The 22,128-nt window shown below is 42.2% G+C and carries 16 protein-coding genes; 7 read left to right on the plus strand and 9 right to left on the minus strand.

Annotated elements, in window-relative coordinates:
* Position 1 precedes the first annotated feature (1 nt).
* Both PFZ69_RS06840 and PFZ69_RS06845 read right to left on the minus strand, forming a co-directional pair.
* Positions 2 to 832 (minus strand): nuclease-related domain-containing protein, encoded by an 831-nt coding sequence (locus PFZ69_RS06840; protein WP_270180260.1) that lies wholly within the window; start codon positions 830 to 832, stop codon positions 2 to 4.
* A 206-nt stretch (positions 833 to 1,038) separates the two neighbouring features.
* The gene (locus tag PFZ69_RS06845; RefSeq protein ID WP_270180261.1) at positions 1,039 to 1,215 is read right to left on the minus strand and encodes a hypothetical protein; all 177 of its coding nucleotides are present in this window, start codon (positions 1,213 to 1,215) and stop codon (positions 1,039 to 1,041) included.
* A 258-nt stretch (positions 1,216 to 1,473) separates the two neighbouring features.
* Here PFZ69_RS06845 and PFZ69_RS06850 point away from each other — a divergent pair, with 258 nt between their 5' ends.
* The 4 genes from PFZ69_RS06850 (at position 1,474) to PFZ69_RS06865 (ending at position 7,244) form a co-directional block, all read left to right on the plus strand.
* On the plus strand, positions 1,474 to 3,075 hold the full coding sequence (locus tag PFZ69_RS06850; RefSeq protein WP_270180262.1) for a sigma 54-interacting transcriptional regulator: 1,602 nt from the start codon (positions 1,474 to 1,476) through the stop codon (positions 3,073 to 3,075).
* A gap of 171 nt (positions 3,076 to 3,246) precedes the next feature.
* Positions 3,247 to 4,395, plus strand: coding sequence for an iron-containing alcohol dehydrogenase (locus tag PFZ69_RS06855; protein ID WP_270180263.1), 1,149 nt, complete (start codon positions 3,247 to 3,249; stop codon positions 4,393 to 4,395).
* 24 nt (positions 4,396 to 4,419) lie between these two features.
* Positions 4,420 to 5,811: a hypothetical protein gene (locus PFZ69_RS06860; protein WP_270180633.1), complete on the plus strand. Its 1,392-nt coding sequence runs from the start codon at positions 4,420 to 4,422 to the stop codon at positions 5,809 to 5,811.
* A 14-nt stretch (positions 5,812 to 5,825) separates the two neighbouring features.
* Entirely contained in the window at positions 5,826 to 7,244 is a 1,419-nt protein-coding gene (locus PFZ69_RS06865; RefSeq protein WP_270180264.1) for an NAD-dependent succinate-semialdehyde dehydrogenase, read from the plus strand.
* Positions 7,245 to 7,424: 180 nt separating this feature from the next.
* Here PFZ69_RS06865 and PFZ69_RS06870 read toward each other — a convergent pair whose 3' ends face one another.
* The 4 genes from PFZ69_RS06870 to PFZ69_RS06885 form a co-directional block, all read right to left on the minus strand.
* Positions 7,425 to 11,492, minus strand: coding sequence for a cell wall-binding repeat-containing protein (locus PFZ69_RS06870; RefSeq protein WP_270180265.1), 4,068 nt, complete (start codon positions 11,490 to 11,492; stop codon positions 7,425 to 7,427).
* Positions 11,493 to 11,812: 320 nt separating this feature from the next.
* Complete coding sequence (locus tag PFZ69_RS06875) at positions 11,813 to 13,162, minus strand: FAD-binding oxidoreductase (RefSeq protein WP_270180266.1); 1,350 nt, start codon at positions 13,160 to 13,162, stop codon at positions 11,813 to 11,815.
* Positions 13,163 to 13,399: 237 nt separating this feature from the next.
* On the minus strand, positions 13,400 to 14,668 hold the full coding sequence (locus tag PFZ69_RS06880; protein ID WP_270180267.1) for a LysM peptidoglycan-binding domain-containing protein: 1,269 nt from the start codon (positions 14,666 to 14,668) through the stop codon (positions 13,400 to 13,402).
* Positions 14,669 to 14,840: 172 nt separating this feature from the next.
* On the minus strand, positions 14,841 to 15,350 hold the full coding sequence (locus PFZ69_RS06885; RefSeq protein WP_270180268.1) for a TM2 domain-containing protein: 510 nt from the start codon (positions 15,348 to 15,350) through the stop codon (positions 14,841 to 14,843).
* A gap of 257 nt (positions 15,351 to 15,607) precedes the next feature.
* Here PFZ69_RS06885 and PFZ69_RS06890 point away from each other — a divergent pair, with 257 nt between their 5' ends.
* Together PFZ69_RS06890 and PFZ69_RS06895 are read left to right on the plus strand one after the other, a co-directional pair.
* Positions 15,608 to 16,033: a hypothetical protein gene (locus PFZ69_RS06890; protein ID WP_270180269.1), complete on the plus strand. Its 426-nt coding sequence runs from the start codon at positions 15,608 to 15,610 to the stop codon at positions 16,031 to 16,033.
* 189 nt (positions 16,034 to 16,222) lie between these two features.
* Positions 16,223 to 17,422, plus strand: coding sequence for a DUF819 family protein (locus PFZ69_RS06895; RefSeq protein ID WP_270180270.1), 1,200 nt, complete (start codon positions 16,223 to 16,225; stop codon positions 17,420 to 17,422).
* Positions 17,423 to 17,535: 113 nt separating this feature from the next.
* Here the strand turns inward: PFZ69_RS06895 and PFZ69_RS06900 are convergent, their stop codons facing one another.
* Together PFZ69_RS06900 and PFZ69_RS06905 are read right to left on the minus strand one after the other, a co-directional pair.
* Positions 17,536 to 17,907: a hypothetical protein gene (locus PFZ69_RS06900; RefSeq protein ID WP_270180271.1), complete on the minus strand. Its 372-nt coding sequence runs from the start codon at positions 17,905 to 17,907 to the stop codon at positions 17,536 to 17,538.
* A gap of 10 nt (positions 17,908 to 17,917) precedes the next feature.
* Entirely contained in the window at positions 17,918 to 19,657 is a 1,740-nt protein-coding gene (locus tag PFZ69_RS06905) for a hypothetical protein (protein ID WP_270180272.1), read from the minus strand.
* A 276-nt stretch (positions 19,658 to 19,933) separates the two neighbouring features.
* On the opposite strand from PFZ69_RS06905, the gene PFZ69_RS06910 reads away from it, so the two are divergent.
* Positions 19,934 to 21,028 (plus strand): S8 family peptidase, encoded by a 1,095-nt coding sequence (locus PFZ69_RS06910; RefSeq protein WP_270180273.1) that lies wholly within the window; start codon positions 19,934 to 19,936, stop codon positions 21,026 to 21,028.
* A gap of 102 nt (positions 21,029 to 21,130) precedes the next feature.
* On the opposite strand, the gene PFZ69_RS06915 is transcribed toward PFZ69_RS06910, so the two are convergent.
* Positions 21,131 to 22,108 (minus strand): tRNA dihydrouridine synthase, encoded by a 978-nt coding sequence (locus PFZ69_RS06915; protein WP_270180274.1) that lies wholly within the window; start codon positions 22,106 to 22,108, stop codon positions 21,131 to 21,133.
* Positions 22,109 to 22,128: the final 20 nt, after the last annotated feature.

Below are 22,128 nucleotides of genomic sequence, written 5' to 3' on the forward strand. Positions count from 1 at the left end.
GTCACCTTATCGCCGCATAGAACCCGTCAGAATAATCCCGATCACACTCCAGCAGTAGTGAAGCAAGCTCCTCGCTCTTCTCCCTTGTAATCTTCCCCTTGTTCTCCTTCTTCACGTAATGAACAAAGTCTTGAATCCGAAAGATCGGACACTTAGCATCCTGTTTCCCCATCCAAACCCCCCGTGAATTTGTCATAATAACGACCGGTTCGACTTGAAAATAATAGCCATTACGTCTCAAATACTTCCTGAGATGGTTCGCATGATAGATCGATTGCCCCTGTGGACTTTTTACGATCGTTTTCTTTATGACCTTCCCTCTACTATTGTATGGATACCATAGCCACCCATCTCGATGAGGATAGAATCTACCAGTAATGTCTTTGGTTTCGATACAATAGATTTTCTCTGGGCCGATCAAGACGTGATCGATTTGAGTTCCATTTCGACCATTCGGTACAACAAGGTCATTCATCAATGTAAATGAGTCAGGTAACCACCCCTCTATCACGTCAGACACCTTGCTTTCCCCTTCTTCACCAGGCTGCAGCTTGATATGTTTCCCTAAATTTTTAAGCTGATTTCTTCTATCTCCACACAACTTTCGTAAGAGCAGTTCACGACCTACGAACCAACCTAGAATAAATCCGATCGGGAAAATAAAAAACAATGCGATTCCAAGTGCAAACATCCATAGGATCGATAAAAAGAGGATGTCCTTTTTATTCTCTCGCTTAATCCGATCAATCTCGCCTTCTAACCTTCTCTTCATAAAGAGTGACTCTTCTCTCGTCTGCTGAAGAATCGTCTCCCTTTTTGCAACCCTCGCCATATCGTCACCTTTTCTACCCGTCTATTTTTACAGCAGTCTTAATTCTTCCTAAGTATACTTTTACACCCAACAACTGTATATATATTCCAGTAAACACCTTTACGAAAAAATAAAAAAACGAGTCGCCCCCATGCAACTCGCTTTTCTCTACTGGATTGTATAAACCACGCCGAACGAATCCCCTCAATTATTCCGCTCTATCAATCTTAGTTTCCATCACCTCCACCCGGCGTATGTTGTGGTGGAAGATCCTTATCGCTTAAAGGCGATGTACCGCTAAGCTCTATCGGTTCTCCACTACTGCTGCCCCCAGTGAAATCGATTAAGAAGCCTCCTAATAGCAAACCTGTTACAAGAAATGCGTTCACTATTAATTTTTTCATACGATTTTCCCCCTCATATTGAATCAATTATGTAGTATTTTTTCATAAGTTTAACCGAATTAGGGAGAAAGGAGTGTTTCTGTTTAGAGACTATTACCTATATATAGCAGCGTTTTTTCTTACAAATTCTTCAATATCCTTCATAAATATAACTTCAGGAATATTTGGTGAAATGTGTGAATATTGCCTCCTTTAAGACTAATCACCTCATACTCATGATAAACTATCATCAACCACACTCTCCCGGAGGTCACAGCCATGCAAATCCACGCAACAGATAAAATAGAAAAAGCAATCGAGCTATTTTCGAACGAAGACGTTCATGCGTTGGAAGTAGTCGATGAAAACGGCGCATCGCTTGGGCATATAGAAGTTGAGGAGCTGGTGCGCGCCCTGCAAGAAGACGATGTTAGTACGTCGATCGGACAGATTTTACGAACGATTGCAGATCGCCACCTCCCTATGCACGAACACACCATCAGTCAGAATGAGTACAGTGCGCTCCTTGAAGATCCAGTGTTCACGGACATCATCAACTCGCTATACGATGGGGTTTTCATCACAAACGGTGACGGCATTCCTGTGAAAGTAAACAAATCGTACGAACGAATTACAGGTCTAAAGGAAGAACAAGTCCTCGGCTACCATATGGAAGACCTCGTGAAAGCAGGATACATTTCAAAATCAGCTTCACTACAGGTTCTCAAAAATAAGAAGCCGATCACGCTCATGCAAACGCTCTCGAACGGTAGAAAGATCATCGTCTCCGGCACGCCGATCTTCACACCTGATGATGAGATCTTATACATCGTCAACAGCGTGAGAGATATCACGGAGCTATTAAAATTAAAGCTCCAGATCGATGAACTTCAAGATTTGAAAAACCTTAGACAAAACACGAAACAAACGCTGAAGCAGCCTGAGCAGTCTTCTCTCTTCTTCGGTGAAACGATGAACGAGCTGTTTTCCCTCATCAATCGTGCAGCGAAAACGGATACGAAAATCCTTCTACAAGGAGAGACCGGCGTCGGAAAAACGATGATTGCGAAATACATCCATGAACATTCGAAGCGCTCGAGCGGAAGCTTTTTAGAATTAAACTGTGGCGCATTTCCCTCGAACCTTATTGAAGCTGAATTGTTCGGTTACGAGGGTGGAGCGTTTACTGGTGCGCTATCGAAAGGAAAAAAGGGGCTGTTAGAAGTCGCTGACAACGGCACATTGTTTTTAGACGAAATCGGCGATCTTCCTCTCGAAGTTCAAATAAAACTTTTGAAAGTCATCGAGGATCAAGCATTCATTCCGATCGGTTCTTCTAAATTAAAACAGGTGAACGTAAGGATCATTGCGGCTTCTCATAAGAACTTAAAGAAGTTAGTCGCTATTGGACAGTTTCGAGAAGACCTCTACTATCGCTTGAGCGTCGTACCACTAGAGATCCCTCCACTACGTGCTCGACGTGAAGAAATCATTCCGCTCGCTCAGCATTTCATCGACCTGTTTAATACTGAACACGACACAGAGCGATCGTTTAGCATCGAAGCACTCGATGCGCTCCACGAATACGAGTGGCCAGGTAACATCCGTGAACTCAAAAACGTCATCGAGCGGTTAGTCATCTTGAGCCCTCAACCTAAGATTCAGCTGGCAGACTTACCTGGTGAGCTACTACACTTTAAGACCGATCCCTTAAAAACCGAACAAGATGAGATCATTCCACTAAAACAAGCACTCGAACGAGTGGAACGTGATTTGATTACGAGAGCGATGAAAAAATACAAAACAACGAGGAAAGCAGCAGAAGTACTCGAGGTGAGTCAATCGACCATCGTTCAAAAAATGAAGAAATGGGAGCGTTGATTAGGTTTTAAATCAATGCTCCTTTTTTGATTAGTATTTCACTCATAGCACATATAGTTTTTAACAATATTGCGAACAAAAACGTTGTAAAACGCTTTCTTATAAGGATGAAGGAAAGTTGGCATGGGAATTGCAACAGTTATAGGCAAATGCTCGAAAGGAGAATGTCGTTTGTCTATTTCAACGTTCAAAATTGCTAACAAACTAATTACAGGAAAAGGGGCAACAGAAAAACTCACGGAAGAAATTAAGCGCTTACAAATACATAACCCGCTTATCGTTACAGATGAGATCCTCCAAAAGATAGGAATGGTGGATCAAATCACCCCCCTCCTAGAAAACGTACGGTATGGAATTTTTACAGGAGTAAAACCAGATCCTGAACTCACGATCGTAGAAGAATGCACCAAACGATTTACAGAAGGAAACCACGATGCCTTGATCGCGATCGGCGGTGGGAGCGCGATCGATATCGCAAAAAGTGTTTCTGCTTATTCCGGCTACGATGGACCATTGTCCGAGTTATTTGGGACTGGTCTCGTTCCTGAAAAAGGGGCACCGATTATCGCATTGCCTACAACCGCTGGGACAGGCTCAGAAGTAACGAACATCTCCATCCTTTCAGATTCGGAGGCACAGCTGAAGAAAGGAATCGTAAGTGATCATCTACTCCCTGATGTCGCGATCGTAGCACCTGAGATGACGGTAAGCATGCCAAAGTCCGTGACTGCCGCAAGCGGCATCGATGCGCTCGTTCATGCGATTGAAGCCTATCTATCGGTCCATGCATCGCCGATCACAGATGCTCTCGCGATACAAGCCATGAAGATGATTTCGACCAACCTGCCAAAGGCTTACGCAAAAGCAGACAACGTGGAAGCACGGGAACAGATGGCAACGGCGAGCTTAATGGCCGGAATGGCATTTGGAAATGCAGGGGTCGGAGCCGTTCATGCGCTCGCTTATCCGCTAGGCGGCCGCTATCACATTGCTCACGGTGTGAGTAACGCCCTCCTTTTACCGTACGTGATGGAATGGAACAAGCTAGCGTGCGTCGAGCGATTCAGAGACATCGCGACCGCTTTAGGTGAAAAAGTTGAGCACCTATCTGATGCGGATGCTGCAACGAAAGCAGTCGATGCGATGAAGCGCCTCTGCTCTTCCGTCAATATCCCGACAGGACTACGTTCATTCGATATTCCAGAAGATGCGATTACGGCGATGGCAGAAGACGCAAGCAAAGTGGAGCGTTTACTCAAAAATAATCCTCGCCAGCTTAGCAAAGACGACATTGAAGAGATCTATCGCTCTGCTTATTGATGCAATACCAAATAAGGGGGATTTATCATGTGGAAAAATCGTAAAGACGGTGAAGAATCACCATACATCCCGATGGGGCCGTTTAAATTAAGGCTTCCTTTCATTCACTACAAATTCGAGTGGCCGGATTATGTACAAGGGCTACTCATGTGTGCAGTCGACTTAGCTGCGATTCCTTTGATGATCGAGCTATTAGGAATGCCGTTCGAAGTTGCATTAGCAGTTGTTCTCTTGAACGGACTTCTGTATTTAACGCACCACCTTCTAGGTGATCCTGTTGTGCCAGGATGGATCACTCCAGCCATCCCGCTGATCATGGCGTACGTTTCAACGTTCCCTGAAGGAGCTGAACGTGTTCACGCACTCGTCGCATTTCAGCTGACGCTAGGTTTGTTCTCAATTCTTCTCGGGTCTACGGGCCTTGCTAGAAAAGTTGTTACCTTCGTTCCGCCCGCGATTAAATCAGGCATCATACTAGGTGCTGGATTTGCAGCAGTCATCTCAGTATTCGAAGTCGGCGGTCGGTTTGAATCGTTTCCTTGGACGATTTCAATTGCCGTAGGGATCGCATTTTATATCATTTTCTCAAAACACTTTAACCGCCTTAAAACTCAGAGTTCTCTATGGGGCTTGATCGGAAAGCTCGGTATCTTTCCAATCATCATTTTAGCCGTTATTATCGGTCCACTTTTCGGAGAAGCACCATGGCCAACCATCGAATGGGGGTTGATTAACCCTGACTTCGGAACACTTTGGAGTGAGTACACGATATTCGGGTTAGGATTCCCGCCACTTATGCTGTTTGTGACTGCAATCCCAACCGTACTTGCAGCATATATCGTTCTCTTCGGTGATGTCCTGCAAAGTAAAGCGCTCGTTGAAGAAGCAGAAGATTATCGCCGAGATGAAAATATCGATTACAACCCTAACCGTGCTCATTTGATCTTCGGTGGTCGTAACTCGATCATGAGTATTCTTGGACCCGATGTTACGATGGCAGGTCCACTATGGGCGGCGATGCAGGTTGTGGTCATTGAACGGTTTAAAGAAGGAAAGAAAGCGATGAACTCGATCTTTGGAGGATCCGGTTCTTTCCGCTGGGGGACGAACACAGGTCTACTCCTCCTTCCAATCGTAAGTCTCGTACAGCCGATTCTCGGCATCGCATTGGCATTAACCCTATTGATCCAAGGTTATGTAAGTGTAAAAGTTGGAATTCTCGAATCACGCAGTAACCGTGATCTAGGAATTGCCGGAATTATCGGAGCTGTACTCGCTACAAAAGGCGCAACATGGGCGTTCGCAGTTGGTATCCTCCTTACGTTCTTGATCTATGGAAAGAACTTCTTTAAAGGAGAGAACGATGAAATCTTTACGAAAGATCTTGAAAACGATAGCGAAAAGAAAATCTCGTAAGCAGGAGGATTATCATGAAACATTACTATATGAGAATCAATGACGAAGAATTAGGTGCAGATTTACCAACGATCAACATTACCGACCCTGCTACTTCAGACATTATTGGAACGATACCGAACGGAGGGAAAACCGAAGCTTCGATGGCGGTCGATGCCGCATCTGAAGCCTTTCGCCCCTGGTCTCAGCTATCCGCTTTTGAAAGAAGCGCTTATCTCACAAAGTGGCATCAGCTAATCAACGATCATAAAGAAGACCTCGCACGTTCGATGACGTTAGAACAAGGAAAGCCTTTAAAAGAAGCACGTGGTGAAATCGATTACGCGAACGGCTTCATCTCCTGGTATGCAGAAGAAGGTAAACGAGTGTACGGAGAACAGCTTCCTGCCATGCAAAAAAACAAACGACTTTTCGTAAACAAGCAGCCGGTTGGAGTCGTGGCAGTCATTACGCCGTGGAACTTCCCAGCCGCAATGATCACACGAAAAATCGCACCAGCTCTCGCGACAGGTTGTACAGTCGTCATCAAGCCAGCTGAACAAACGCCGATCACCGCACTGAAACTAGCAGCACTAGCTGAAGAAGCAGGCATTCCAAAAGGTGTGATCAACGTTGTGACAGGAGACGCCAAATCCATCGGAGAATCCTGGTTATCCGATGAACGAGTGAGAAAATTAACGTTCACCGGTTCAACGGAAGTCGGTAAGCTACTCATGAAAGGTTCTGCTGAAACGGTGAAGAAGGTTTCGCTTGAATTAGGAGGCCACGCTCCAGCGATCGTCATGGAAGACTGCGACCTCGACAAAGCAGTTGAAGGCGTCATCGCTTCGAAATTCCGAAATGCAGGCCAAACATGTGTCTGCACGAACAGAGTGTATGTTCAAGAATCCATCGCAGGGCTTTTTACTGAACTTCTTGAAGAAAAAGTGAAAGAACTCAAAACCGGTAATGGATTTGAAGAAGATGTTGCCATCGGCCCATTGATCGATGAGCATGCTGTTGAAAAAGTGCAGAGCCATATCGATGACGCTCTTTCAAAAGGAGCCTCACTTGTGACAGGCGGCGGAATGAAAGAAGGGTTGTTCTATGAACCAACGGTAATAAGAGACGCAACCGATGACATGCTTTGCATGCGAGATGAAACGTTCGGCCCTCTCGCACCCATCGCTACGTTTAAAACAGAAGAAGAAGCAATCGAACGTGCAAACAACTCGATCTATGGCCTTGCCGCTTACTTATTTACAGAGAACTTATCGAGAGGCATTCGGATCAGTGAGCAGCTAGAATACGGGATCGTCGGGTTAAATGACGGTGCTCCTTCCACCCCACAAGCTCCGTTTGGAGGGTTTAAGCAAAGCGGAATTGGACGCGAAGGCGGGCATCATGGAATCGAGGAGTATTTGGAGGTTAAGTATATTTCGGTTGGGTTGTAACGAGAGCCTTCTCATTAACAATAGAACATAACAAAACAAGCCCTTAATCAAACGTTTGATTAAGGGCTTGTTTTTTTGTTTCTCTTATAAACTTTCTAACTAGTTCTCTCTTATTACTTTGCTCTGCTTCGTTAACAGAGGGATTTCATACTCAACAAGTTGTTTACTGATATGAAATCTCTACTTCAATACCTCTCCAATTTCCTCACTAACAACGCCCTTGCCTCCAAGGATTGAATATTGATCATAATTATATTCTTTAATCAGGTTGCTAATAGGATCTGGTAATTTAGTAGGCTCGACTAATAAAAGTGGCGCATTTTCTTTTGCTGCCGCTACAGATCCAGTCAAGGCGTCTGCATAATTTCTACCTGTTGCCACAAAAGCTCTAGATGCTTTTACATCGAAATGTTTAACGATTGCTCTGTTTGTATCGTATCTACTTTTTCCTGATAAACGTGTTGCTGTTGGCAACTGATTGAGTACATTATCAGAAATAACTCCTGTTCCCCCAACTACAATCGTTTGCTTCCTAAGAGCAGCCTTAGTGCTTTCTGGGAGTTTATCTTTGTCTGATAGGAGGATAGGTATCCCGTTCCTTGCTGCAAATGGAGCAACTGCGAGCGCATCAGCAAAGTTAAACCCATAAGCTACTACCGCTTTGTCACTATTTATTCTTTCAGCGATCTTTGCAGCTGTTTCGTAACGATTTTTCCCACTGATTCGATCTGGATTATATCCTAAATCACTAAGCTGAGCTTCAACTTCTTTAGATACGGCCCCACTACCACCAATAATGATAACCTTCTTAACTCCTAGTCGCTTCAATTCATCTTTCGTTTCTTTTAATAGTTTAGTCTTAGGAGTTGAAAGAATCGGTCCATCCAGCTTGTAAGCAAGAGGAGCAGCAGCCAGTGCATCCGGGAAGTTATCGCCTCGAACGAGTAGCGCTGTTTCAGCGCCTTCTTTAAAGGCTTCTTTTGAAATCTCAATAGCGGTTTGATAACGGTCTTTACCCGCTATACGTTTTGTCTTTGAATTGATTATTGCGGTAGCTGTCTTACTTTTGTTTCCTGCTTTATCGAATGCAACGACCTTCAGTTCACTTCCAACAGGCTGTTCGTTATATTCAACATAAAAATCGCCTTTTGTGGAAGCATGAGTTACAAACGTTTTTCCACCTACTGTGACTTGAATCTCAGATAACGGCTCCGCAGTTCCTTTAACGCTTTTTTCTGTGGCTAACGTGATAGATGGTTGTACTGGAGCAGTCTTGTCTAAAATTTCCTCAGTTACTACTTCACTCTCATTTCCAGCTGAGTCGACCACATAGATTTCTACAATTGTTCCTGGAGCCTGCTTAGTAAAAGTAATGTTAAATGCTCCACTAGCATCCACTTCTCCTGAACCTAGCACTTCCTTATTCGTCACTACGAACACAGTTGAACCTGTTTCAGCAGTTCCCGCTACGCTTGTTTCATCTAATTTAGTAACAATTGGCTTTTCGGGCGCTGTTATGTCTTCCACAATAACGACTTGTGGTTCACTCTGGTTCCCTGCTTCATCTATAGCTACCACAGATAGGTTTGTTCCAGGCACTTGCTGTTCAATTGAAACTGTAAACTCCCCAGAACTTGATGATGTAGTCTTTCCAAGCTCTACTTCTCCAGCACTAACAACCACCTTCGCTCCAGGTTCAGCTTTACCACTGATACTCGTTTCAGATGCAAACACAACTTCTGGTGCCTCAGGAGCTGTTCTATCTAGGATTACAGCATTGGCTGATTCACTCTGATTCCCTGCAGCATCCACAGCAAAAATGGTAAGCTTTGATCCAGCTTTTTGTGCCGAAATTGGTATTGAGAAATCTCCTGAATCTGAAGCGGTAGTTTTACCTAATTCCTTTGAGCCTGCCTTAACAAATACCGTCGCTTTCGGTTCAGTCAACCCAGTTACCTTTTCAGATCGATCCGTTACTTCATCCACTACAGGTTTTGGTGGCGGCGTTTCATCGTTAATTTTAATCGTTCTTTCAACGACTAACTTATTGGACTCATCAAACACCTGAAGCGTTATAACTTGGTTTTCCTTTAAGTTTGCAACCGGCAGCTCAAATCTTCCCTCTTTATCAGATTGAACACTGCCCAGTTCATTTCCAGATGATAAAAGGTTAATTTTCATATCTGGGAGTGTTTTTCCTGTTATTACTTTGGAGTCCTTTGTGATTGAATCGATGTAAACTTCACTCACTTCAAAAGTTTTCTTATATTCATAGCCGAATGGATCTGTCACACTTACTTCTAAGCTGTCATTTCCACCCACATCAAAGAACTCTTCTTTAAACGTTCCATTATCTCTTATCTCCAAAGATTTCCCATTAACTGAAACAGTCACGAATGGTAGAGTCGCTCCAGTTAATTTAACTTTTCCATCTCGACTCACTAAAGGAGTGTCATACATTTTAAATGGAACATCATTCAAGATCCTATTCGTAGCTACCATACTAGAAATTGAGTTAGAACCTGATAAAATTGCCTGTCCATTCGAGGGAGTATAGTAACCAAAGTTAATGCTGTTCGTAATAAGGCTACCGTTTATCTCTAGGCCGCCATAGCTTCGGAAGCCGCCAAGTGTATACACATCACCATTAATCGTCACATTATCTCGGACTGACAACGTCACATTTTGGGCTATATACACATCAGAATTAATCGTTGTGTTCGACCAAGTTGTATTTGAAGAGATAACATAGGCATCTAGTGGTTCTACTGACTTAATGACAGTAAAATCACCTGCACTCAAATCTGTATCACTTGAATTGACTAGTAAACGATTCTTATTTGTGTCTGTAATCTCAATAGATTTCACTTTCCATTTACCTAATTCCATTTCTTTTTGAACTGGAACGGACCCTGTTAATAGCTCTTTCTCATGATCATAGGATAAAGTAAAAGCCGATTCCTCTTTACTTATTGGTGAGATATAAGTGATTGTTGCGTTGTTAAGGTTTGTATCATCCTTCGCATTGACATCGATAGAAACGGAGTCTCCTGCTTCTACTTTTGAGTTGTTAATTGAAAGACTTTTAAATATTGGCGAATTAGATTCGGTTATTACAGAAAACTCTCCGCCAGATAGTTTTTCTTGATCTCCACTATAGGAGGCTAAGAGTAGTTCGTTACCTGATGTATCTTTAACTCTTAAATACCTTATGCTATACGTTCCTATTTCACTTCCATCAGTAATAGGAATCATTCCTTCATAAGCTCCTGTATTTTCACTGTAATTCATTGTAAGTACCATAGTGTTACCTGTAATCGGCTTTTGATAATGTAAGTTTACCTGTTGTATACCTCTATTATCACTGGCTTTCACACTAATTTTCACTTCATCACCATATGTTGCCTTCTGGTGACTAACTGATATGTTCTCTAATTTTGGTGCTGTAATGTCTGCTCCACTCGTTCCGCTGACAACAAATTCACCACCAGACAATCGTTCTTGATCTCCACTATAAGAAGCTAGAAGTAGTTCGTTACCTGATAAATCTTTGACTCTTAAATACCTTATGCTATATGTTCCTGATTCACTTTCATCAGTAATCGGAATCATTCCCTCAAACGCTTTTGTACTTTCATTGTAATTCATTGAAAGTACTATAGTGTTACCTGTAATCGGCTTTTGATAATGTAAATTCACCTGTTGTACACCTACATTATCACTGGCTTTCACACTGACCTTAACAGTATCCCCAACCGTTGCTTCACTGATATTAACATTAATACCTTCTAATTTTGGAGCGGTAATATCTGCTCCATTGGTTCCGCTAACAACAAATTCACCACCAGACAATCGTTCTTGATCTCCACTATAAGAAGCTAGAAGTAGTTCGTTACCTGATGGATCCTTGACTCTTAAATATCTTATGCTATACGTTCCTGATTCACTTTCATCAGTAATCGGGATCATTCCCTCAAACGCTTTTGTACTTTCATTGTAATTCATTGAAAGTACTATAGTGTTTCCTGTAATCGGCTTTTGATAATGTAAATTCACCTGTTGTACACCTACATTATCACTAGCTTTCACACTGACTTTAACAGTATCCCCCACTGTAGCTTCTTTCTTATCTACCGTAATACTTTCAAGCTCAGGCGGCGTTACATCCGCCTCCGCCATGACACTAGTAGTCGGTAATAGACTAATCACTAGAACGATAGACAATATAATTGATATAAATCTTTTCACTTGTTTCCCTTCCCCCTATAAAGAATCTCAACATGACCAATTATACAACATTAATTGTTTATTTCTACCATTTGTTGTGTTTGATTATACTATTTTTTATAGTGTTTTCTACTCCTTGTTACCGGTTGATCAAAATTGGTGTTCATGGGATCGGACAACTCAATCAAACGTTTGTTTAAACACCCTTCACTATATAAGCCCTTATTCATCCTTAGGACAAACTTATTGTTTAGAACCAAAAAAGAACCCCTCCACTGAAGAAGGATTCTTTAAAGTCTAATGCATCTAGTACTTTGCAATAGTAGTCTAATATTCCAACATTAATAATACTTCGGCGGAATACTCTGCGGAAATTGAAAGACGTTTCGTGGATCATATTTAGCTTTCACTCTCTGGAGTCGATCAAAGTTCGTTCCATAGTAGGCTGGTCCAAAATTTCGAATGAACTGATCTGGTACGTTGACATAGGAACCTTCTACGAATGGTTTTAGTCTTAAACGGGTTTCTTCTACCAAAGCGAGGTTTCTTGCTTGGTCAGATCGATCCGTCCACGACGCGTTCCACTCCATATAGAACTTCGCGTTCCTCCAGTAAAATGCCGTTTCATTAGGAGACGGTTGATTCAGTGCTCCTCCAGCATTAAGGAAGAAAAAGTTTGTGTCTTCACTTTGCGATTCTTCTAAGAACTGACGCATCACTTTAATGGCTTCATCAGGAAGAAGATCTTGTGCCCAGTTTGAGGAGAATTTCTTGTTGGCATCTGCTCGTCCAGGTATTTTTTGAGTTGGAATTAAATAGTCTACTGCGTCTGGGTAGGTAAACATTTTTACAAACACTTTCGTTGGCGAACCTGCATTCTTTAACGGTTTTAAAAGCTTTTCGAGCTCATCCTTATGTCCAAGAAATAGACCTGTGGAACGAAGGGTGCCGTTCTTTTTCGAAAAAAGTTCTAAGATTGTACCAAGTCGTGTATCCACATCCGGAGCCCAATTTTGCCATGCTTTAAAGACGGTTTCTAGTTGATCCCAAGGCCAATCGATTTCAAACACAGTAGCTTTTTCCGGAGCTTTGTGCAGCTTGTACACGTATTCGGTGTTCACACCGAAGTTACCTCCGCCACCACCTCGGGAAGCCCAAAGAAGGTCTTCGTTTCTATGATGATCTGCTTGAATCAAATTGCCATCTGCATCGACCATCTTCAATCCGATGAGATTGTCGCTGATCAAACCAATCGAACGTTGAAGGAGTCCAATTCCTCCTCCCATCGTGATTCCACCGACTCCAACAGTCGGACTGTCTCCAAACGGAAGCATGTACCCCTCTCTTGCTAATGCTTTAACCGTAGGGCCTACGTTACTGCCTGTTTCAACAATCGCAATTCCTTTTTTTCGATTGAAGCGAATCCTCTTCATTTCACTAACGTCGATTACAATCCCGTCTTTCACTTCAGAAAGACCCTTATCTAATGCGTGACGACCGCTACGGAAACGAATCGGAACGTTATTCTCACATGCCCATGAAAGTGCATTTTGGATATCTCTTGTCTCTTGTGCAAACACGAATACTAACGGAAACGTATCAACGAAAGGATTCCAATTCTTCCGAGCTTTATCATAACCAGGGTCACCCCTAAAAATCACTCTACCAGTTAATCGATGTCGAGATTTCATTCTTTCAACTCCTAAATCATAAAATAGGTTTATATAGTTTATTTCTAAAGAGTTGTGACTGGAACGGCAGAAGTGATAGGAAAATCGCACATTCGTCAACTAGAAGTAGAAAAAACTGATAGTTTAGAGGTTCATTCTAGTAATCTTGTCTACTGAAATTAGGTAATCAATAGAAGTTTTTCATGCAAAAAGGGAGCAATAAACCCTCCCTCTTTCCTGCTCAACGAAGAAAATGATTTATTTTATAACGAGCAAGTTCTTCTCAACATACGCCCAGTTCTGTGGAAACGGAAACCGCAACCGCCAGTAGGTCGCTCCGAGCAAAGAATACACTTCCATCTGCTTATATTTCGCAATCATGCTTTTAATGTCCTCATACCAAACGATGTGGTCTTTGTTCAACAATTGATACCGGTAGTGAGGAGCCTGAGATTTTTCGTCATACTGAATAGGAATCCATGAATCGATCGCTCGGTTTTGGAGCGTTTGAACGGGTAACATAGCGGCACCTACCCCTGCCTGAATCGGTACCGTCCAATCGTACCCATATAAACTCATCGCCATCATGATCTTACGACGTTCGATCAGCCCAGTCGCATACATTAAAACCTGTTCGATCCACCATACAGGTGTTATCGGATCAGGCGGTCCGATGGCATATCCATAGTCAATGGTCATGATTGAAATGATATCGACGATTTTCCCTGCTTCTTTGTAATCAAGAAAACCAACTAATCGATTGGTCGGCATGTCGCTGCTCTTTGCATGTGCGTTTAACTGAAGAACTAAATTGCCAAGACCCACTTTCAGTTCTCGTAAAAAAGCGGTGAAATCATTCCTTCTCTCAGGAGGAACAAATTCAAAGTCGATACTGACTCCCGCATACCCTTTTGCCTTTACGATGCGAACAAGATTTTGGACCAATACTTTTCTTTTATCCGGACTCTGAAGAACATCATTCGCTAAATCAGGACTGAACATGTTCGCTTCATAATTACTAATGACAAGTAACGGCTTTATGTTCAGCTCTTTCGCTCGTTGTAAAACCTGAGCATCATCGACTCCAATTACAGTCCCATCCCGTGTGAAAGAGTAAGTGAATATCGCTAAATAGGTAATTGATCCTGCAATAGTATTGAGTGTATCTAGATAAGGCGTACCTGCTAACGCATCAAAAAAGACTAATGATTGCATCCGATATTTCTCTCTAGAAGGAATTCGTATACGGACCCCGACCTGTAGAGTATTTGGATTTGTGTTTGGGTTCGCTTCAATGATCGCTTGGGTGGAAGTATTAAACTGCTGAGACAGCTTCCAGTACGTATCGCCTGGCTTGATCTGATAATACTGTTCAGGAAGATTTTGATCAGGAATGTATAAGTTTAGCCCTGGAACGAGGCGATCTGAGACGAGTCCATTTACAGCTCGTATCGTTGGTATCGGTACACGATAAGTCATGGAAATACGCCATAAGTTATCCCCAGCTGTAATCGTATGGATTGCCATTTGATCAGTCCTTTGCTTAAAAGCCTTTACTCATAGTCTATTTTGAGCTCACGTATTTCATGAAAGGGACTTGGAGGCACAGTTAACTGGAAATACTCTGTTCTTCGATACAAATGAAAAACCAGCATCCCCTTTTACAAGGAAGTGCTGGTCTTCTATGTGTATTATGTATCTAAGCTGCCCGCCTGAAATAGTTTCGATCGTGTTTCACTGCGAATGACTCATCATTCGAGAAGAGATAAATCAATCCTTCGATAAAACCGATAATACCTGGAATATAGGTCCAAGAGAATAACAAATAAATAATTCCCCAGCCCCATCTACCTAAATAAAATTTATGAGCACCAAATGAGCCAAGCAATATCCCTAATAATCCAGCCGCCACCTTACTCTTTGTGTACACGGGAACACCCACGCCATTTGAACCGCTCGAACTAGCTGCTGAGCTTGCTGCTCCACCGCCACCTCCAGCGTTCATAAAGACCATTGGGTTTGAGTTATTCTTGCTGTCTTCGAGTTTCTCAATCTTGCTTTGATTTTCTGTCATGATTTCCCCGATACACGTTTTGCAATAGTTTTTCCTCTTTACTTCCGTATTGCACTCCTGACAAATAAACTTCCCGCACCCCACGCATGTCCCTACGGATGCCTTGTCTTCATGAACATAACAGTTAATCCCCATAGTAATGCCCCCTTTAATTACCAGTACTAACAATTTCTATTATATACTAAATACAGGTAATTTTTTGGAAAATCACAAGGATAGTTAAGATCGTTTTCAATCAAACGTTTGTTTAAATTCTATAAGAGAGCGCTATTTCATCTGCAGTAGGCACTTACCTCGCAGAATAATTCTTTTATCTAGAAAAACTAGCAGGAATATGGCATGGTTTAAGATAAGATTTAAGTTAAAAGCATCACGAGAAGGTAGTGAAAAACATGTTATATATATCCCATATCGAAAAACTGATTAAAGATACGCTAGAAAAGCACGAGCTAACGATTAACTATGAATTCAATAACGACTTAAAAGCTCCTATGAGCTATAATGTTTCAACCAACACGATAAAGTTTAATTATCTAGAAATTAATGGGTATCAAGCTAAAATGAATGTTCACATAAAAGAGAAGGAAGAAGACATCGCGCTCATTCTTCTCTACCATGAGATCGGTTATTATTTAGACTTCAAGAAGCACCGACATGATTTAAGAATCCTAATGTATGAGGAAGAAGAGGTGCAACAAAAGCTCATTGCTGAAATTGAGGAAAACGCTTGGAAGTTTGGACGGAAGTTAGTTCCTGAGCGGTTGAAGAGGTCCTATGATAAGGTGCGTGAGCTAGATCAACAGTTTCAAAATAGTTAAACCAATATAAAAAAGCAGTGGTTAATCAAACGTTTGTTTAACCACTGCTTTTTTTTATAAATCATTACCATAAATTTAGTGAACATGGTGCTGTCCTAGTGTCTCTTCTCTGTGCTATACTCTTTAAATCTGGGTTTTTAACTTATTGTTGATAATTCGAAGATTTAAGCAGATAAGGAGAGACACAACATGATATTATCACAAGCCCTCATTCAACAACCCATGGCAATTTTTGCTTATTTAATCGCAATTGTCGGAATTGTATTTATGCTTTCGACAGTTCAATATGGACCGATAAAAAAATTCTTCGGCTATTTACCGCCGTTGATCTGGATGTATTTCTTACCGATGCTCTCTACGACGTTCGGCATCATCCCTCAAAGTTCTGACCTGTACAGCTTCTTGAGCACTTATATGCTTCCAGCTGGACTCTTGCTGTTAATGATCAGTACGAACGTACCTGCCACGTTTAAACTTGGCGGAAAAGCCATCCTTGTTTTCTTAGCTGGAACGCTTGGCGTCGTTGTAGGTGGACCAATCGCCTTCTTCCTATTCCAAGGTATCCTTCCAGATGAAGCATGGCGTGGTGTCGGTGCCCTTGCCGGAAGCTGGATCGGTGGATCTGGAAACATGGGTGCGATGATCGAAGCGTTCAAGACACCTGATGACATTCTTAGTCCGATCATCTTAACAGACACGCTAGTTGGAATCGGCTGGATGGGTGTTATGATCTCACTTGCTAATTTCCAAGAACGATTTAACAAATGGAACAAGGCAGACAACTCAACGATCAAACGAGTAAATGCAGAGATTGCAACAGATGTAGAAAGAAACGCAAAACCTCTACAGCTGCCACAGCTTTTCGGTATTCTTGCGATTGGTTTTGCTGGATCTTACTTAATCCGTCTGTTTGCTGATCTATCTTTCATTCCAAAATCAGACGTGATGAGCACGTCCACATGGACATTCCTTATCATTACAGCCGTTGGTATTCTTCTATCATTTACAAAAGTTCGCAAACTTGAATACTACGGTGCTAGTAAATTTGGTTATATGGGAATCTACTTATTCCTAACAGCCATCGGTGCTCAGGCAAACTTGATGGACATCGTTCAAGCTCCTCAGTTTATCCTGATGGGAATGGTATGGCTCGCAATTCACGTACTGTTTATTTTTATCGCTGCCCGCCTATTGCGTGCACCATTGTTCTTCGTAGCCGTTGGTTCACAAGGAAATATCGGTGGAACAAGTTCCGCTCCAATCGTTGCTTCCGTCTTCCAACCGGCGCTTGCACCTGTTGGACTATTGATGGGGATACTCGGTAACGTCGTCGGAACGTATGCCGCTCTTATCTGTGGTCAGTTGGCGCGGATGATTGCAGGGGGTTAATATGGGACGGAGGGACAGGTACAGTGTCCCTCCGTTTTCAGTTTTGCTTCATGATGATAAGTGACGATTTAGTGGGACGAGGAACCTGTCCCTAAGTCCCCCTATATCCCCAACTAGTAAGCTGGATACCCCCGAGTGAGCACACCAGTGTTTTCATCGATGACAAAATGCCAGTCATACCATCCATCTACTTTTCCCTCAGATGAAGAGCACACTACCAACATTTCATTGTTTGCACCTTCTGTTAGATAAGAATACATAAAATGATCAGGGGGTGTTACTTCAAACAGGTATTCACCTTCAAAATTGTATCCTTGTAAATGGCTTAGAAAATCACTTTCTCCTATAAGAGCAATAATCCTATTGTTAGTCTTATAAATTTCTATTAATTCCAAATTAGGTATATGAATTTCTTTCTTTTTGCCATAGTACAAATATTCAACCTTGTTATTTTGTTTGTCTATGTTAATATTTTCCAAATTCATTTCAACTACCTCACTCGTTTATAGTTCTTTCGTCTACAACTTTCAAATACTTCATCCTATCTTTAGGAGAGACTAACATTTCGACTTGCGTTCCACCACCAGGTAAATACTTATTAGTATTTTCATCTATTTGAGGACCTACTCTTCCTTTATTAACCGGTAATTCTTCAATAACTTCATAAGTTACAACTTTAGATAAATCCGGTTTCCACGATTCTTTCACCGCTAAAATCTCTCTAACAAAACGTGTATCATCGATTTTATTAAAAGTTCCAAAACCGCCTGGACGATTAACTGGTTGACCTGAACCAAGTGCCATCTCAAACCTAGTACCTGGTTTGAGAGTAGTCTTTATAGGTTCATACTGATGAGGCCATGGGGATTGACGAGCAATAAGTTCTTTGTAAGCACTAGATGCTTGAGTTGAATTAATAAACACATTCTTGTGGTGAGATTGAAACTCATTCCAAGTATTTCTTTGATGAGTATTATTACTAAAATATTGAAGATCCATCCTTAATCTTGAAGAAGGTCTTATCAGCACATCATTTGCTTCATTATTAGTAGTCATAAGGTCATTCTTATTAGCAACCGTCCCTACTCCATCACCTTGCTTCCCTACATTAGTAAGAACAGGTCCAAGTACAACCGCTCCACCCAAAGCAAGCGAAAGTCCAGCTACCATCAACGTCTTTTTTATGCCTGGGCTTTTTCCTTGAAACAAGTTACCAAGAGCATACTCCGAAGTGCCACCAACTGTTGCACTACTAGCTGTTTTTAATACTTTGGACTTTGTAAAAGTGCCGATTCCTTGAAATGTTTTAGAAGCTAACCCTACGCCAATCGCACCTGCAGCTCCCCAGACAACCATATCATTGATCATTGCCTTTGAATCAAGAGGCTCACCGTTTACCATGGTATTGTATACATGAGTCCCTCCGGCAAACAGAGAGGAAATCGCAGCGCCAGTTAACGCACCCTTACTAGAAATCACGCTCAACACGGGACGAGCTACTCGTATTGCAGCTCTTGTCCCACTTAAAATAGCAGCACCTACTCTAGTTTGCCCTAATGCACCTATGGCCCTGCCCATTCTTGAACTACTAATACCTTTCGAAGCAGCAGTTATAAGCGAACTACCTCTTGCCCCGAGCATTCCTACTCCACGTAATGCGCCAATACCAATACCGCCAAACGCACCTAATGTCATCATACCTAGCCCACCGGCCAAGGAAACCTGATCAGTATTCATCGCGTAAAGACCATAACTAGCAGCGCCGCTGATACCAGCAATGACCGCAGCACCTGCTGATATAACACCTAGGGCAACACCCCCAGTTAATATCGTCGCACCTGCTCCAAGAATCATGAGCGATTTTTCTAGAAGCGAGCGTTCATTCCACCACTCACCCACTCCTTGCAGTTTGTCACCAATCCATTCAATGCTTTCATTCGTTTTATCTTTTATTAAGTCAAAACCGTCAGTAGCAACTTCTTTAGTTCCATTCCAAGTGTTCAAGATCGTCTTTTTTGTACGACCAATTGTACTTTCAAGCCAATTCGGGAGCCAGCTACCATTATCTTCATTCGGTCTACTAGATTCCTGTTTTGAGTTTGGTGCATTCGAATCAACTAACTCAGAATCTCCATAGTCTATCCCGCCACTGCTCGCAATCGCGCTTACTGGGAGCATGAACATGCATATAAGGAAAAAGGTTAGAAAAACCTTTATTAACTTTTGATTCTCCACGTTATCCTACCGCCCTCTAATGAATTCTAAGTTAAGAATACCCTCTATAAAGACTTCTCTCTATAAATCCAAGAGAAGTCGATCAAAATAGCCCTTTCCTCATATGAGAAAAGAGCTAACAAAAGGACGCAGGGACAGGTACAGTTTCCCTCCAATGAACGATGCTTAGCGGGACAAGGAACCTGTCCCTGCGTTCCTCCTAGCCCGTCCAATCATCTATCAATCTACTGAATAAACTAGTAACACCTTATGAATATAGGAGGTGTTATCAATACAATGAACTATTTACCTGATCGATTTATTATCGGGTTTTTACCTGGCGTTACACCAAGTACCGCGCTTCGTATCATTTCGCAAGTTGGTGGTCTTACTGTTATCGATACAATTCCAGTTCTGAATGTTTATGTTGTAAAAGTTGCTCCATCTTTGTTAAATATTAAAATGACAATCATTTCTAACTTCTCTGGTGTTGATTATGTTGAGTACGAAGGTATTCTAAATGCTACACTAACACCGAATGATCCACTCTTCTCTCAACAATGGGGGCTTCTCAAAATAAATTCAGTACGAGCCTGGAATGTTACACGTGGTTCAACTCTAGTAAATATTGCAATATTGGATACCGGTGTTCAAACGAACCATCCTGACTTAGTGGACAAGATTATTTTAAGCCAAAATTTCTCAGCGTCTTCAACTGCAGAAGATTTGAATGGTCACGGTACACATGTCGCAGGAATTGCTGCAGCTACAACTAGAAATGACCTTGGTGTTGCTGGACTCGCCATCAATCCTAAGATCATGAATATCAAAGTATTAGATGACAATGGAAGCGGGACTTTTAGCGATGTGGCTCAAGGAGTCATATATGCAGCTCAAAACGGCGCAAAGGTTATCAACTTAAGTCTCGGAGGACCAATGGCTAGCGCTACGCTTCAAAATGCTCTTCAATACGCAAAAGATAATGGCGTGCTTAACGTCGCAGCGGCAGGCAACTTAAATTCAAATAACCTATTCTTCCCAGCAGCTTATGCCCAGTGCCTAAGTGTCGCAGCGTTAGATCAAAATGATAACAAGGCATCATTCTCAAACTACGGTGCATCCTGGGTCGATGTAGCTGCCCCCGGAGTCAACATCCTTTCCACTCTTCCTACGTATGCAAACAGCCAAGGAGCTACAAATTACGGTTCATTATCTGGAACATCGATGGCAGCGCCATTCGTCGCAGGCCTTGCAGCACTCATGCTTTCTCTCAATTCTGATGTAAATGCCGTTCAGAATACAATTGAGACTACGACAGTACAACTAAATGGGACAGGTACTCTTTATCAGAGAGGTAGAATAAATACGTATGCTGCTCTGTTAAATATATAGATTTAACAAAAACGGAATCCTTTTAAGGTTCCGTTTTTAATTTAAACGAGACATTATAAAAAAAGAGAAAAGCACAAAGGGCTTTTCTCTCAAAAAGTATTACTATTCGTTCACTGGAACTTTCGCCATAAACTCATCGAGCATCTCACGTACTTCATCCGTCGTTTCTGTACTCATTAATTTATGCCTCAACTCACTCGCTCCACGGAAGTCGCGAACGTAAATTTTAAAGAAGCGACGAAGCGGTTTGAAGAGACGCGGCTCCAATTCCTCGGAATACTTGTCGTGAAGATCCAACTGTAGACGTAGGAGGTCTAGCAGTTCTTCACTCGTATGCTCTTTCTTTTCTTTTTCGAAAGCAAATGGGTTGTGGAAGATTCCACGACCAATCATCACGCCATCTACGCCATATTTCTCAACAAGTTCAAGGCCCTTTTGACGGTCAGGGATATCACCGTTGATCGTAAGAAGCGTATGAGGCGCAACTTCGTCACGAAGCTTCTTGATTTCTGGAATCAGCTCCCAGTGCGCATCAACGTTACTCATTTCCTTTTTTGTACGAAGGTGGATGGATAGGTTGACGATATCCTGCTCAAGAAGGTGCTTGAGCCAATCGTGCCATTCGTCCACTTCCGTATAGCCAAGGCGCGTTTTCACACTTACAGGAAGTCCTCCTGCTTTTGCTGCCTGGATGATATCTGCTGCAACATCCGGACGACGGATCAATCCGCATCCTTTTCCTTTCGCTGCAACATTATGCACAGGGCAACCCATATTGATATCTACGCCGCGAAAGCCCATTTCAGCCATTCCGATACTCATTTCTCGGAAGTATTCAGGCTTATCTCCCCAAATATGAGCGACGAGCGGCTGCTCATCTTCTGTGTACGTTAAACGTCCGCGTACACTCTCTCTTCCATTTGGATGACAAAAGCTTTCTGTATTCGTAAACTCTGTAAAAAACACGTCAGGTCTTGCTGCTTCACTCACGACATGACGGAAAACAACATCTGTGACGGCTTCCATCGGTGCCAAAATAAAAAACGGCTTCGGCAACTCATGCCAAAAATTTTGTGTCATATCTATCTGAACCCTTTCCT

The organism is Alkalihalobacillus sp. CinArs1 (assembly GCF_947387515.1).
In the GTDB taxonomy this organism is placed as follows: Bacteria; Bacillota; Bacilli; order Bacillales; family Guptibacillaceae; genus Guptibacillus.